The following is a 13365-nucleotide window of genomic DNA, read 5'->3' as shown; positions in this document are numbered from 1 at the left end:
CCGATGCTAGCCAGCAGGAGGGCCCGTGTCTGTACCGACCGGACGGTGCAGTGGTGACGATTGGGTGAAGCCGCCACGTCCGTCACGGTCGACGTCGTCGAGGACGGCGGCGGGGCCGGGGATCTCGTGGACCCGGCGTCCCGCCACCGTGCTCGTCGACGTGCACCGTGCCGACCGGACGAACCGGTCAGGCGGTGGGAATCGTGGTGGCCTCGGCCCGGTTGGCGGCCGACACGACCGCGCGCAGGGAGGCCATGACGATGTTGGCGTGGATGCCCACGCCCCACACGATCTCGCCGGCGATCTCGCACTCCACGTAGGCCGCGGCGAGTGCGTCACCACCGGACGACAACGCGTGCTCGGTGTAGTCGAGCACCCGGATGTCGGACCCGGCCTGACGCATGCCGTCGACGAACGCGTCGACCGGGCCGTTGCCCTCACCCTTGAACGAGCGCTCCTGGCCCCGCACCACGAGGTCGACGACCTGCTGGTCGTGACCGTCGGCCGACGTGGTGGAGCTGAAGGTGACGAGAGAGTACGGCTCCTCGCGCTCGAGGTACTCGCCGCTGAACGCCGCCCAGATGCCGTCGGCGGTGATCTCGCCCGCCTCGCCCTCGGTCAGCGTCTGCACGACCCGGCTGAACTCGATCTGCAGACGTCGCGGCAGGTCGAGCTGGTGCTCGGTCTTCAGCAGGTAGGACACGCCACCCTTGCCGGACTGGCTGTTGACCCGGATGACGGCCTCGTACGTGCGGCCGACGTCGTGCGGGTCGATCGGCAGGTAGGGCGCCTCCCACGGCACCTCGGAGACGTCGACGCCCTGCTCGGCGGCGATGCGGTCGAGGTCCTCCAGCCCCTTCTTGATGGCGTCCTGGTGGGAGCCGGAGAAGGCGGTGTAGACCAGGTCGCCCGCGTACGGGTGGCGCGGGTGCACCGGCAGGCTCGTGCAGTACTCGACCGTGCGTCGGACCTCGTCGATGCCGATGCCACCGGCGGTGAAGTCGATCTGCGGGTCGATGCCCTGGCTGAACAGGTTCATGCCGACGGTGACGAGGTCGACGTTGCCGGTGCGCTCGCCGTGGCCGAACAGGCAGCCCTCGACGCGGTCGGCGCCGGCCATCATGGCCAGCTCGGTGGCAGCGACGGCCGTGCCGCGGTCGTTGTGCGGGTGCAGGCTGATGGCCACGTTCTCGCGGTGCTGGACGTTGCGGCCGAACCACTCGATCTGGTCGGCGTAGGTGTTGGGCGTGGCCATCTCGACCGTGGCGGGCAGGTTGAGGATGATCTCGCGGCCGTCCTCGGGCTGCCAGACGTCCATGACGGCGTTGCAGACCTCGACGCTGAACTCGAGCTCGGCGCCGGTGAAGATCTCGGGGCTGTACTGGTAGCCGAACGCGGTGCCGGCCATGTTCTGCTCGGCGTGCTTCATGACCAGCTCCGTGCCGCGCGTGGCGATGGCCCGCACCTCGTCGCGCGAGGCGTTGAACACGACGCGTCGGAACAGCGGCGCGACGGCGTTGTACAGGTGGATGTTGGCTCGTCGCGCGCCGGCCAGCGACTGCGTGGTGCGCTCGATCAGGTCCTCGCGCGCCTGGGTCAGCACCGAGATCGTCACGTCGTCGGGGATGACGTCGTCCTCGATGAGCGAGCGGACGAACTGGAAGTCGGTCTCGCTCGCGGACGGGAACCCGACCTCGATCTCCTGGTAGCCCATGCGCACGAGCAGCTCGAACATCCGGCGCTTGCGCACCGGGGTCATGGGGTCGATGAGGGCCTGGTTGCCGTCGCGCAGGTCGGTGGACAGCCAGCGCGGCGCCTGCGTGATGGTCTGCGCGGGCCACGTGCGGTCGGGCAGGTCGATCGGCGCGAACGGCCGGTAGCGGCCGAACGGCATGGGCGACGTCTTCTGCGGCGAGACGACGTTGTTCGCCAGGCCGTGGTGGCCGGGCTGGGAGCGGGTGGGCTCGGTCATGATGGGCTCTTCCTCGGGGTGTTCGTCTGGGTCATCGTGCGGCCGGTGCATGACGAACTCCGCGCCGAGGGGCCCGACCTAGTGGACCTCGACGCGGCAGAGAAGGAGTCGGCTCGCGTACATCGCTGACCAGCCTACCCCACCGCCCGGACTCCCCCACCGCCCAGACTCCCCCACCGCACTGCACCCTTCCCTGCGGTCGGCCAGACTGGGGTCATGAGCAACGACCAGTCCACGACCGGCTCCTACGTCACCAGCGGCCAGGAGTTCGACCGCGACATGAACTACATCCCCGACCGGATCACGCGCACCGGCGGCGAGCCGGTGGACGACCGCGGGGCCGGCACGGGCAAGCCCCCGGCCGAGGACGCTCCCCTGTGGCCCGTCGAGGCCGGCCGCTACCGCCTCGTCGCCGCGCTGGCGTGCCCGTGGGCCACCCGCACGGTCATCGTGCGACGTCTGCTCGGGCTCGAGGACGCGATCTCGCTCGGCCTGGCCGGACCCACCCACGACAAGCGCAGCTGGACGTTCGACCTCGACCCCGACGGCGTCGACCCGGTGCTGGGGATCCCCCGCCTGCAGGACGCCTTCTTCGCGCGCTACCCCGACTACCCGCGCGGCATCACCGTGCCCGCGGTGGTGGAGGTCGCCAGCGGCCAGGTGGTCACGAACGACTTCCCGTGGATCACCCACGACTTCTTCTTCGAGTGGACCGACCACCACCGTGACGGCGCTCCCGACCTCTGGCCCGAGGCCACGCGCGACGAGATGGAGGACGTGATGCACCGCGTCTTCACCGAGGTGAACAACGGCGTGTACCGCTGCGGCTTCGCCGGGTCGCAGGAGGCGTACGACTCCGCCTACGACCGGCTCTGGACGGCACTGGACTGGCTCGAGGAGCGCCTGACCACGCGACGCTTCCTCATGGGTGACTCGATCACCGAGGCCGACGTGCGCCTGTTCACGACGCTGGCCCGCTTCGACGCGGTCTACCACGGGCACTTCAAGGCCAACCGCCAGACGCTTGCGACGATGCCGGCCCTCTGGGGCTACGCACGCGACCTGTACCAGACCCCCGGCTTCGGTGACGCGACCGACTTCGAGCAGATCAAGCAGCACTACTACGTGGTGCAGACCGACATCAACCCCACGAGCATCGTGCCGAAGGGCCCGGACCTGTCCGGGTGGACCACGGCGCACCACCGCGAGGAGCTGGGCGGCTCCCCGTTCGGCGACGGGACTCCCCCGGCCTGATCTCTCAGAGGAGGCGGCTCAGCCGTCTCGCCGACTCGACCACCTGGGTGCCCAGCTCGGCGAACCTCGAGGGCTCGATGCGGATCGACGGGCCCGACACGGACAGGGCTCCCACGACGCCGGACCGGGAGAGCACGGCGGCGCCGACCGAGCTGATGCCCCTCGACAGACCGTTCTCGTTGACGGAGTAGCCGCGCTCGCGGATGCGCGCCAGCTCGGCGCGGATCGCGTCGGGATCGACCAGCGAGCTGGGGGTGCGGGGCTCGAGCGGGCCCGCGAGGTACCGCTCGACGGTGGCGTCGTCGCAGGCCGACAGGTAGGCCAGGCCGGTGGCGGACGCGTGCAGGGGGATGCGCTCGCCGAGCGGCAGGAAGGCCCTCAGCGCGTGCGACGTGTCCAGCCGCTCCAGCAGGACGAGCACGTCGCCGTCCGGCGCGCAGAGATGCACCGTCTCGGTCGTCACGAGCTGAAGGTCGCTCATGATCGGCAGCGCCAGGTCGCGCAGGCTCTCGCGGGCCCCGGCGCTCCCGCAGACCGACAGCGCGCGCAGCGACATCGACCACCGCGTCGGCGCCGCACCCGAGCTCTCGACCCACCCGATCTCCTGCAGCGTGAGCAGGCACCGCTGCACCGTGCTCTTGGGGAGGCCGGCCGCACGCGCCAGGTCCGACAGCCCGACGGGCTGGTGCTCCGCGACGTGCTCGAGCACGGCGAAGGCCGTGACCACGCTGGCCGTCGTCATGTCGCCTCCCTGTCCCGCTTGCCCCTCGTCGCCGTGTGGTCTACGTTACACGCTCGTTCCGACAGGCGGCACGTCGGTCCATCAGACGGACCAGGCCGCCTCGTCCCCCACCGACCCTGGAGGAACCATGACCGGTCAGCTGGTCGCGCTCGGCATTTTCGTCGTCGTCTTCGGCATCGCCGCCGCCCGCAACGTGAACATCGGCATCGTCCTGTTCCCCGTCGCCGCGGTGGTCGGCCTCTGGCTCGCCGACATGACGCTCGAGGAGGTGGTCGCCGGGTTCCCGCTCAGCATCCTCGTCCTGCTCGTCGGCGTGACCTACTTCTTCGGCATCGCCCACAGCAACGGCACCATCGACTGGCTCATCGACACCTCGCTGGCGAAGGTCGGGGACCGCGACGCGGTGCTCCCGACGACGTTCTTCCTGCTGACCGCCGCCGTCTCCGCCATGGGCGCACCTCTCGGCGGCCTGGTGATGGCGCCCATGGGCATGAGCATCGCCCGCAAGCGCGGGATCGATCCCATGCTGATGGCCCTGTCGATGGGCTGCGGACTGAGCGCGGGCGCCTTCGCGCCCACCAGCCTGTTCGGCATCATCACGTGGGGCACGGCCGACAGCGCGGGCATCGACCTCAGCCCCCTCCTGCTGTTCGCCGTGGCCGTCGTCGTCAACCTCGTGCTGCTGGCCGTGGCGCACCTGCTGTTCGGACGTCGCCGCGGCGTGCGCGGGGAGTCACGCCTGGAGCGCACGCTCGTCGCCCGCGGATCGGCACTGCCCGAGTACGGGCAGTCGTCGCTCTCCCTGGACGGTCCTGCCGGCTCCTCCGACGACGCGCCCCGCGACCCCGGTCGACCGAAGCCCCACCAGGTGCTGACCATGGTCTGCATGGTCGCGCTCGTCGTCGCCGTCGTCGTGATGGCGCTGGGCGGGCTGGAGCCCGACATCGGGGTGATCGGCTTCGGGCTCGGCGCCGTCCTCGCGCTCGTCGACCCCGCCGCGGGCAAGGCCGCGATGACCCGCATCGACTGGGGCTCGGTCCTGCTCGTGGGCGGCATCATCACCTACGTCGGCGTGCTCACCCAGATGGGTGTCATCGACCTGCTCGGCGAGCGCGCGGCCGACGTCGGGTCCCCCGTCGTCGCCGCCCTGCTCCTGTGCGCCGCCGCCGGTCTGATCTCCGCCTTCGCGTCGACCACCGGCATGCTCGCCGCGCTGGTCCCGCTCGCCCTCCCGCTCATCGCCGACGGCGGCATCCCCGGTTGGGCCATGATCTGCGCGATCGGCGTGTGTGCGTCGATCGTCGACGTCTCACCGTTCTCCACCGTGGGCGCGACGTACGTCGCCACCACCGTCGACCCCGACGAGCGGCCCCGGATGACCAGCCTGCTGACCCGGTGGGGGCTGTCCATGGTGGTCATCGGCCCGGTCGCCCTGACCCTCACCCTTATCCTGCCTGGGATGGTGCTCTCATGACCGACGCGACCACGTTCCTCGCCGCCTTCCGCGACACGCGGCGACCCGACCGTCCCGACGCGGTGCGCGTGGGCGACCGGACCGCCTCCTGGTCCGAGCTGCGCCGTGCCGCGGCCGCACTCGCGCGGGACCTTCCCGACGACGGACCGGTCGCGGTCTGCGCCGAGCCGACCCTCGACACGGTCGTGGCGGTGGTCGGGTGCCTCGTCGCCGGCGTGCCCGTGGTCCCGGTGCCCCCCGACGCAGGGTCGGCCGAGATCGCCCACGTGGTCGCCGACTCCGCCGCCACCTGCTGGGTCGGGCCGCCACGCGACGGGGTGGAGCTTCCCGTCCTCGCCCTGCCCGACGGCGAGGCGGGGTCCGACGGCGCGCTGCCGACGCCGGCCGAGGACGACGCGACGGCGATCATCCTCTACACCTCCGGCACCACCGGCGCTCCCAAGGGCGTGGTCATGAGCCACCGTGCGCTGCGGACCGGCATCGAGGGACTCGCCGACGCCTGGGACTGGACCGATGCCGACGTGGTCGCCCACGGGCTCCCCCTCTTCCACACGCACGGACTGGTGCTCGGCATCCTCGGGTCGCTGCACGTCGGGTCCCGCGTGGTGCACACCGGGCGGCCCACCCCTGCCGCCTACGCCGCCGCCGGCGGGACGATGTACTTCGGCGTGCCCACCGTGTGGACGCGGATCGCCCGCGACCCCGACGCCGCGCGGGCCCTCGCCCCGGCACGTCTGCTGGTCTCGGGCAGCGCGGCCCTGCCGGTCCCCGTGTTCGAGCGGCTGCGCGAGCTGACCGGCCACGCGCTCGTCGAGCGGTACGGCATGACGGAGACCATGATCACGCTCAGCACGCGCGCCGACGGCGAGCGTCGTCCCGGCTGGGTCGGCGTCCCCGTGACGGGCGCTCGGACGCGGGTGCGGGGCGAGGACGGGCAGGACGTGCCCGCGGACGGTGAGACCGTCGGCCGGCTCGAGGTGAGCGGTCCGATGCTCTTCGACGGCTACCTGAACCTGCCCGAGGTCACCGCCGAGGTGCTCGCCCCCGACGGCTGGTTCTCGACCGGCGACCTCGCGACGAAGGACGCCCACGGCCTCCACCGCATCGTCGGTCGCGAGTCGGTCGACCTGATCAAGTCAGGCGGCTACCGCATCGGGGCGGGAGAGATCGAGACCTCGCTGCTCGCCGTGCCGGAGGTGCTGGAGGTCGCGGTCCTGGGCCTCCCGGACGAGGACCTCGGCCAGCGCATCGTCGCCTACACGGTGGTGGCCCCGGGGCACGGGACCGACGAGTTGGCGGCCCGCCTGGTGGACCACGTGGCCGACGACCTGGCCTGGCACAAGCGACCGCGGGAGGTCCGGTTCGTCGAGACGCTCCCGCGCAACGCGATGGGCAAGGTGCAGAAGAAGTCCCTGCTCGACGCGGCCGCAGGCGCGGGCGGCGGCGCACCTGCCTGACGTGTGCGCGCCGGATCCGGCCGTCAGAGGTAGGTGGCGCGCGTCATCCGCTGGGCGGAGGTAGGCGGGACGCGGATACGGGCCTCGATTCCGCGCGCTGCCTACCTCCCACCCGGCCGTTCCGCGGGCCACCTACCTCTCGCCCGGCTAGCCGCGTCGCCAGAGCGAGCGCGGGAGGAAGCGCGCTCGCAGCCGCTGGAGGCGGGACCCGGACTCCCGGACCTGGTCGACCACACGGCGCACGCTCTCGCGCTCGTCGGAGACGTCCGTACCGGGACGGGCGTACCGCGACCGCTCCACCGCGGTGACCACGCGACGCAGGTCGTCGGGGTCGACCCGGGGAGCGACGACGTCGGCCAGGCCCCGCGGGGTGCCGGCCGCCGGGACCGCCAGGCCCACGTCGAGCGCGGACGCCTCGACCTCGCGCCACCACGGGTCGGGCGCGGAGCCACCCAGCCGCCGACGTCTCTGGACGTAGCGCAGCGCACCGGGGAGCAGCGCGGCGACGAGCAGCCCGAGACCCACCGTGGCTGCCGTGCGCGGGGCCGTCGGGGCGGCGTCGTCCACCCCGACGGCCTCCTGCGTCACGGACCCACCGCGGTCGGCCGCGTCCGCCTGCCGCTGAGGCGTCGACTCGTCCGTCGTGTCGTCGCTCGTGTCGGACTCGGGGGCGTCGGGCTCCTCGAATCCCGTGCGCGCGCCGACCCCGGGCGTCGGCTCGAAGCCCACCCAGCCCACGCCGTCGAAGTACAGCTCGGGCCATGCGTGCAGGTCGTCGGACGTGACCTCGTACACCGCGTCGCCGTCGTCGTCGTTGCCGACCGCCTGGCCCGGCGCGTACCCGACCGCGATACGCGAGGGGATGCCCAGCTCGCGGGCCATGACGGCCATGGCCGAGGAGAAGTGCACGCAGTACCCGGCCTTCTCCTCCAGGAACGTCTCCAGGACGCGCACGCCGTTGCCGTCGTAGTCCTCGGCCACCGGGGCGGTCTCGGAGTAGACGAAGTTGTCGCGCAGGTAGTCCTGGACCGCGACCGCCCGGTCGTAGTCGTTGGTGGCGTCGGCGGTGACCTCCCGCGCGGTGTCGCCCACCACGGCCGGCACGTCGCCGGGCAGGCTGAGGTACGTCTGCAGCGACGCCCCGACGCCGGTTCCGGTGGACAGGGCGCGCATCTGCTCGGCCGTCGGCTGTCGGTCGAGGCTGGTGACGGAGTAGTCCTGGCCGACGGTGGTGGCGGAGCGGGAGGTGACCGTCAGCCCGGCCCTCTGGTACGTCCACGCCCCCCGCAGCCCGTCGATGTCGAGTGCCGGGTACGGCACGGGCAGCATGGTGCTGCGCAGCTCGTCGATGCGCACGCGGGTCGTCGCCTCGGTCGTGGGGATGTCGTCGTCGATGGCGATGCGGCTCTCGAACGCATCGCCCGCCTGCGACCGGGCAGGACGCCAGGTGCGTCCCTCGAAGTCGCGGAGCACGGCGACCTTCAGGTAGGGAGGGCTGTCGAGCGTCGTGGTGTACGTGGCGGCGACCGCCGAGCTGTTGCGGCGCAGGTTCTGCCCGAGCTGGAGCATCGGGTTGATGCCGCGCCCGAACACCTGCGGCGGCGGCTCGCCCCAGGGCTTGGCCACGGCCGTGACGTCGGGCATGACCGGCGGGAGCAGCACACCGACGAGCAGGGCCGACCCTCCGAGCCCGAGGGCTGGGACCACCGTGGACCAGCCGCGGGCCGCGCTCTGCGTGCGGACCCGCAGCAGCACGAGCCACAGGGCGGCCGGGACGACGAAGAGCCACACCGAGGGCGTCTCGCCCGACACCAGCGCGGGTGCCGCGTACACCGAGACCAGGATCGCGCCGACGAGCAGGGCACCGTGGCGCAGTCGCAGCAGCAGCTCCACCAGCAGGACCAGTCCGCCGAACGCCACGGCGAGCAGCAGGACGATGGGCCGGGCGGCCGCGGCAGGGGCGGCCTCCTCCATGACCAGGACCTGGGCGCGCTCGAGCGACGACCACAGCCCCGTCAGGGTCGACCAGGTGGGCACGAGACCGGCGAAGGTCTCCGGCACGAACACCCACCCCAGTACCAGCACGAGCACGACGGCTCCGACCGGGACAGCCAGCCGTGGCGCCACCGACCCGAGCACCCCGCACACCAGGGCGACGAGCCCGGCGACGAGCGTGGTGGTGACCCACCAGTCGCGTCCCTCGACGACCGTCGTGTAGCCGAGGAGCAGCGCGCCGAGCGCGCCGAGCACCAGCAGGTGCTCGAGCCACGGTCGTCGACGGGCCGCGGTCACGGCCCGTCGGGTCGAGGGTTCAGGACGCAGCACGGGACCGGCTCACCCCCAGGTCCGACCAGAGCTCGGCGACGTCGTCCTGGGCGGTGTAGGTGACGTAGCGCCACCCGGCGGCCGACAGCACGTCGAGGGCGGCGTCACGCGTGCCGGCTCCGACGAGCGCCAGCACCGTGGTGGCGTGCGAGAGCGCGTCGACCCACTCGGCCGCGCGATCGGTGTCGGGCCGACCGAGCACGGCGAAGACGGTCCGCTCCCCCGGGTCGATCCCGTCGAGGGTCGGAGCGGTGGACGGCTCGAGCACGGCGAGGTCGACGAGCGCGTCGTCGAGCACGTCCCCGTCGTCGAGCACGCGGTCGACGGCGCTCCCCGTGGCGCGGACCGCGACGGCGTAGCCGACCCGGACCAGGTGCCCGAGCACGGACGCGGTGGCGCTCACCGCCCACTCCAGCTCCGGGGAGTACACCCAGTCACCGCCGTCCCGCCCGGTCGCGTGGGACCCGGCACGCGTCTCGAGGACCAGGCCGGCGCGCGGGTTCACCTGCTGCTCCTCCTGGCGCACCATCAGCTCGCCTCGATGGGCGGTGGCCTTCCAGTGCATGCGCTTGAGGGCGTCGCCGGGCATGTAGGAGCGGGCGACCACGTCGTCCTCACCGATGCCGGCGTTCTGGGGCGCGGCGCGGCTGGCGCCGTCGTGGTCGGCACCGTGCGGGGCCAACGGCCACAACGTGTGCCGGCGCGGCAGCACCACGAGGTCCTGCGCACCACCGAAGGAGTGGCGCCGCAGCACCAGGCCGAACGGATCGACCACCTCGACGCGCAGCGGGCCGATCGCGTGCCGGCCACGGCGCAGACCCTGCACGGAGTACCGGAACCTGACCTGGGACCGACGCGTGCGGCTGCCGCCGAGAGCCGGGAGCACACCGCTGGCCTCGGCGCTCAGCCCGTTCGGGACCGTGTCGACCCAGCGCGCCTCGAGCGCCGGGAGGACCGACAGGTTCGAGACCCGGACGGTCGCCGTCGTCATCGCCCCCGGCGACACGACCTCGGGCGAGAAGGTGCGCTCGATCGCGACCTTCGACTGCCCCGCGACCACGAAGACGGCGGCCATGACCACCAGGCCCAGCAGCATGGCCGAGACGCTGAGCAGGGCAGGAAGGGACAGGGCGGGCGCGGCGACCAGCAGCACGCCGGCCGCCACCAGGAAGCCGATCCCCCGCGGCGTGAGGCGGACGGAGGACCAGCTGCGCAGCGACGTGCGCCTCACGGCGTCCTCGAGCGGCACGGGCTCATCGGGGCTCGACCGCCCCCTGCGGCACCGGGGTGGCGGCGACGATCCGCTGCACGGTCTCCTCGGCGGGCGCCGACCCACGGGCCGGGACGAGCCGGTGCGGCAGCACCAGGCCCGTGAGCGCGTCGACGTCGTCGGGAAGCACGTACTCGCGGTCGTGGACGAAGGCGCGCGCCTTGGCCGCCCGGACCAGCTGCAGCGTGGCGCGTGGGCTGGCGCCGAGCCGCAGGGCGGCGTCGTCGCGCGTGGCCCGCGCCAGGTCGACGCAGTAGCGCTCCACGGCCTCGGAGACGAACACCGCGCGGGTGCGGACGATCATCTCGCGCACCTCGTCGATCGTGACCACGGGACGCAGCCGGTCGAGCGGGTTGTCGACGTCGCGGTCGCGCACCATCTCCAGCTCCGCGGCGGCGTCGGGGTAGCCCATGGAGATGCGTGCGGTGAACCGGTCGCGCTGGGCCTCGGGGAGGGCGTACGTCCCCTCCATCTCGTACGGGTTCTGCGTGGCGATCACGCTGAACGGCGTGGCGAGGGGGTGGGTGTGGCCGTCGACCGTGACCTGACGCTCCTCCATCGCCTCGAGCAGCGCCGACTGGGTCTTGGGCGACGCCCGGTTGATCTCGTCGCCGATGACGATGTTCGCGAAGACGGCACCGGGCTTGAACTCGAACTCCCCGCGCTGCTGGTTGTAGGCCGAGACGCCGGTGATGTCGGAGGGCAGCAGGTCGGGGGTGAACTGGATGCGCCGGACGGATCCGTCGACGCTGCGTGCGAGGGCTCGGGCGAGGACCGTCTTGCCGACGCCGGGGACGTCCTCGATCAGCAGGTGTCCCTCGGCGAGCAGCACCACGAGGGCGGCCTCGACCGCGTCGGGCTTGCCGTCGACGACGGACTCGATGTTGGCCAGCACGCGACGGGCGGCGGCGCGGGCGTCGTCCATGGGACTCCCTCGGTCGGGTTCTCGGGACGGCACCATCATCCCCTGCAAGGCTCAACGGCGCACAGCAGCGAAGAGTTTCCGCCCGGGTCGATCGAGGCGCGGCCGCCGCCCGTCGCGTCGGTCAGGCCTCCTCGTCGCCGAGCAGCGCGGCGTGCGCGATGCCCGCGACGACGGCACCCACGACGGGCGCCAGGACGAACACCCACACCTGCGTGAGGGCGTCACCACCCGCGAACCAGGCGACGCCGAGGGACCGGGCGGGGTTCACCGACGTGTTGCTCACCGGGATGCTCACCAGGTGGATGAGGGTCAGCGCGAGGCCGATCGCCACGCCGGAGAAGCCGACCGCGGCCCGCTTGGCCGACGCACCGAGGATCACGAAGAGGAAGAAGGCGGTGAGCACGACCTCGGTGGCCACCACGGCCCACAGGCCGTAGCCGCCGGGCGAGCGGTCACCGAAGCCGTTGGTCGCGAAGCCCGACGCCACGGCGTCGAAGCCGGGCTTGCCGTGCGCGATGGCCAGCAGGACGGCACCGGCCACGGTGGCACCGACGACCTGGGCCGCGACGTAGGCGGGGACGTCCTTCCACGCGAACCGGCGCGCCGCCGCCAGCCCGACGGACACCGCCGGGTTGAAGTGGCCGCCGGAGACGGGGCCGAAGGCGTAGGCGCCGGTCAGGACCGTCAGGCCGAACGCCAGCGCGACGCCGACGGTCCCGACCTCCTTGCCGGCGAGGACGGCGGTGCCGCAGCCGCCGAGGACGAGCCAGAAGGTGCCGAGACCTTCGGCCGCGAGACGTTGGGCGGTGGTGGGCGGGGTCGTGCTGCTCACGGCAGCTCCTCTCGTTGGTGCGTCGGTGGTGGGGCTGTCAGCGACGGCCGCGACGTCGGTGGCTCAGGCTCCGGTTCCGGTTGCGGTTGCTCTCCTCGAGCCTGCGCTTGGCCATCGGCAGCCCGACGAGCGCGAGCAGCTTCCAGACGATCCAGCCGAGCAGGGCGAAGGCGTTGCGCTTGGGTCGAGCCATGGGAGGTCTCCAGTCGTCGCGGGGTTGGGTGGACATGGATGAGTGGGGTCGAAAGGTTGATTCGTCACGCACGGGGCGCTATGACGTGGGTCACCGGTCCTGCGTGCACGTGCCGGGCGGTGGCGCAGGACAGCCGAGCGGGCAAGACTGGGGCGATGCGCTGCGACCCTCGATCCGGACGGACGTGACGCCGTGACCACGCTCCTGGTGGTGCGCCACACCCCCACCCGTGGCACCGCGGCCCTCGGCGACGCCCTCGTCTCGGGTGCGCACGACGACGCGATCGAGGGTGTCGAGGTGCGGGCGCTGCCTCCAGACCAGACGTCGGCCGCGGACGTGCTCGCCGCCGACGGCATCGTGGTGCTGTGCCCGGCGAACTTCGGCTACATGTCGGGGCTCGTCAAGGACCTGTTCGACCGGACGTTCCTCGACATCGGCGGGGCACTCTCCGACGACGGTGGGGGCGCGCCCGCCTCGGGCCGCCTGCCCTACGCCCTCGTCGTGCACGGCCGCTACGACACGGAGGGTGCCGTGCGCTCGCTGCGCTCCATCGCCGAGGCACTCCCCTGGCGCCAGGCCGCCGAGCCCCTGCAGGTCCTGGGCGACGTCGACGACGACCACCTGGCCGCCGCGTACGAGGTGGGCGCGACGCTCGCCGCCCTGCTCAGCGACTGACGCGATCCCGACCCCTTCGTGGGCCTCTGCTCGGTGCTGCGCTGCTCGCTGACCTCTCCCCGTGCTGCGACGTCGCCCGGCTGGGTCTGTCCTCGCTGCTGCGTCGCTGCAGGGGGTCTGGCCTTGCTGCTGCGTCGCTGTGGCTGCGAGTGGGCGTGGTCTCCGAAAGGCCTCGACCGGAGCAGGGGGTCTCGACCCGGTTGGGTCTGCGGGGCGCGGCCACGATTCTTCCTCTGCGCGTGATCT

General features: G+C 72.5%; 11 protein-coding genes. 4 read left to right on the top strand and 7 right to left on the bottom strand.

The annotated features are described in order from the left end of the window. Positions 1-187: 187 nt before the first annotated feature. The gene (leuA, locus tag ASF38_RS11275; protein ID WP_056576532.1) at positions 188-1894 is read right to left on the bottom strand and encodes a 2-isopropylmalate synthase; all 1707 of its coding nucleotides are present in this window, start codon (positions 1892-1894) and stop codon (positions 188-190) included. A gap of 294 nt (positions 1895-2188) precedes the next feature. Between leuA and ASF38_RS11270 the strand changes: the two genes are divergently transcribed. Beyond that, complete coding sequence (locus ASF38_RS11270) at positions 2189-3226, top strand: glutathione S-transferase C-terminal domain-containing protein (RefSeq protein ID WP_056576117.1); 1038 nt, start codon at positions 2189-2191, stop codon at positions 3224-3226. Between the two features lie 4 nt (positions 3227-3230). On the opposite strand, the gene ASF38_RS11265 is transcribed toward ASF38_RS11270, so the two are convergent. Next, a complete protein-coding gene (locus tag ASF38_RS11265; RefSeq protein WP_056576114.1) occupies positions 3231-3968 on the bottom strand; it encodes an IclR family transcriptional regulator in 738 nt (245 codons plus the stop codon). 127 nt (positions 3969-4095) lie between these two features. Between ASF38_RS11265 and ASF38_RS11260 the strand changes: the two genes are divergently transcribed. Both ASF38_RS11260 and ASF38_RS11255 read left to right on the top strand, forming a co-directional pair. Beyond that, positions 4096-5442, top strand: coding sequence for an SLC13 family permease (locus ASF38_RS11260; RefSeq protein ID WP_055965348.1), 1347 nt, complete (start codon positions 4096-4098; stop codon positions 5440-5442). Beyond that, positions 5439-6899 (top strand): AMP-binding protein, encoded by a 1461-nt coding sequence (locus tag ASF38_RS11255; protein ID WP_056576112.1) that lies wholly within the window; start codon positions 5439-5441, stop codon positions 6897-6899. The genes ASF38_RS11260 and ASF38_RS11255 overlap by 4 nt, the downstream gene beginning before the upstream one ends. Before the next feature lie 147 nt (positions 6900-7046). Here ASF38_RS11255 and ASF38_RS11250 read toward each other — a convergent pair whose 3' ends face one another. The 5 genes from ASF38_RS11250 to ASF38_RS17605 form a co-directional block, all read right to left on the bottom strand. Beyond that, positions 7047-9191, bottom strand: coding sequence for a DUF3488 and transglutaminase-like domain-containing protein (locus tag ASF38_RS11250; RefSeq protein WP_056576109.1), 2145 nt, complete (start codon positions 9189-9191; stop codon positions 7047-7049). Positions 9192-9210: 19 nt separating this feature from the next. Next, positions 9211-10473, bottom strand: a complete 1263-nt coding sequence (locus ASF38_RS11245) for a DUF58 domain-containing protein (protein ID WP_055965340.1) — start codon at positions 10471-10473, stop codon at positions 9211-9213. A gap of 4 nt (positions 10474-10477) precedes the next feature. After that, entirely contained in the window at positions 10478-11419 is a 942-nt protein-coding gene (locus ASF38_RS11240) for a MoxR family ATPase (protein ID WP_055965337.1), read from the bottom strand. Positions 11420-11540: 121 nt separating this feature from the next. Then, the gene (gene aqpZ, locus ASF38_RS11235) at positions 11541-12251 is read right to left on the bottom strand and encodes an aquaporin Z (protein ID WP_056576107.1); all 711 of its coding nucleotides are present in this window, start codon (positions 12249-12251) and stop codon (positions 11541-11543) included. A 37-nt stretch (positions 12252-12288) separates the two neighbouring features. Beyond that, the gene (locus tag ASF38_RS17605) at positions 12289-12444 is read right to left on the bottom strand and encodes a hypothetical protein (protein WP_156364825.1); all 156 of its coding nucleotides are present in this window, start codon (positions 12442-12444) and stop codon (positions 12289-12291) included. A gap of 192 nt (positions 12445-12636) precedes the next feature. Between ASF38_RS17605 and ASF38_RS11230 the strand changes: the two genes are divergently transcribed. Continuing rightward, positions 12637-13119 (top strand): flavodoxin family protein, encoded by a 483-nt coding sequence (locus tag ASF38_RS11230; protein ID WP_056576105.1) that lies wholly within the window; start codon positions 12637-12639, stop codon positions 13117-13119. Positions 13120-13365: the final 246 nt, after the last annotated feature.

This window comes from Aeromicrobium sp. Leaf272, assembly GCF_001422865.1.
GTDB lineage: Bacteria > Actinomycetota > Actinomycetes > Propionibacteriales > Nocardioidaceae > Aeromicrobium.
This window is presented reverse-complemented; position numbering and strand designations above follow the sequence as displayed.

Bases quoted from the DNA above. Each gene is read 5' to 3' on its own strand.
- ASF38_RS11255 (WP_056576112.1), top strand. From the start codon at position 5,439: ATGACCGACGCGACCACGTTCCTCGCCGCCTTCCGCGACACGCGGCGA.
- ASF38_RS11265 (WP_056576114.1), bottom strand. From the start codon at position 3,968: ATGACGACGGCCAGCGTGGTCACGGCCTTCGCCGTGCTCGAGCACGTC.
- ASF38_RS11240 (WP_055965337.1), bottom strand. From the start codon at position 11,419: ATGGACGACGCCCGCGCCGCCGCCCGTCGCGTGCTGGCCAACATCGAG.
- ASF38_RS11260 (WP_055965348.1), top strand. From the start codon at position 4,096: ATGACCGGTCAGCTGGTCGCGCTCGGCATTTTCGTCGTCGTCTTCGGC.
- leuA (WP_056576532.1), bottom strand. From the start codon at position 1,894: ATGCCGTTCGGCCGCTACCGGCCGTTCGCGCCGATCGACCTGCCCGAC.
- ASF38_RS17605 (WP_156364825.1), bottom strand. From the start codon at position 12,444: ATGGCTCGACCCAAGCGCAACGCCTTCGCCCTGCTCGGCTGGATCGTC.
- ASF38_RS11270 (WP_056576117.1), top strand. From the start codon at position 2,189: ATGAGCAACGACCAGTCCACGACCGGCTCCTACGTCACCAGCGGCCAG.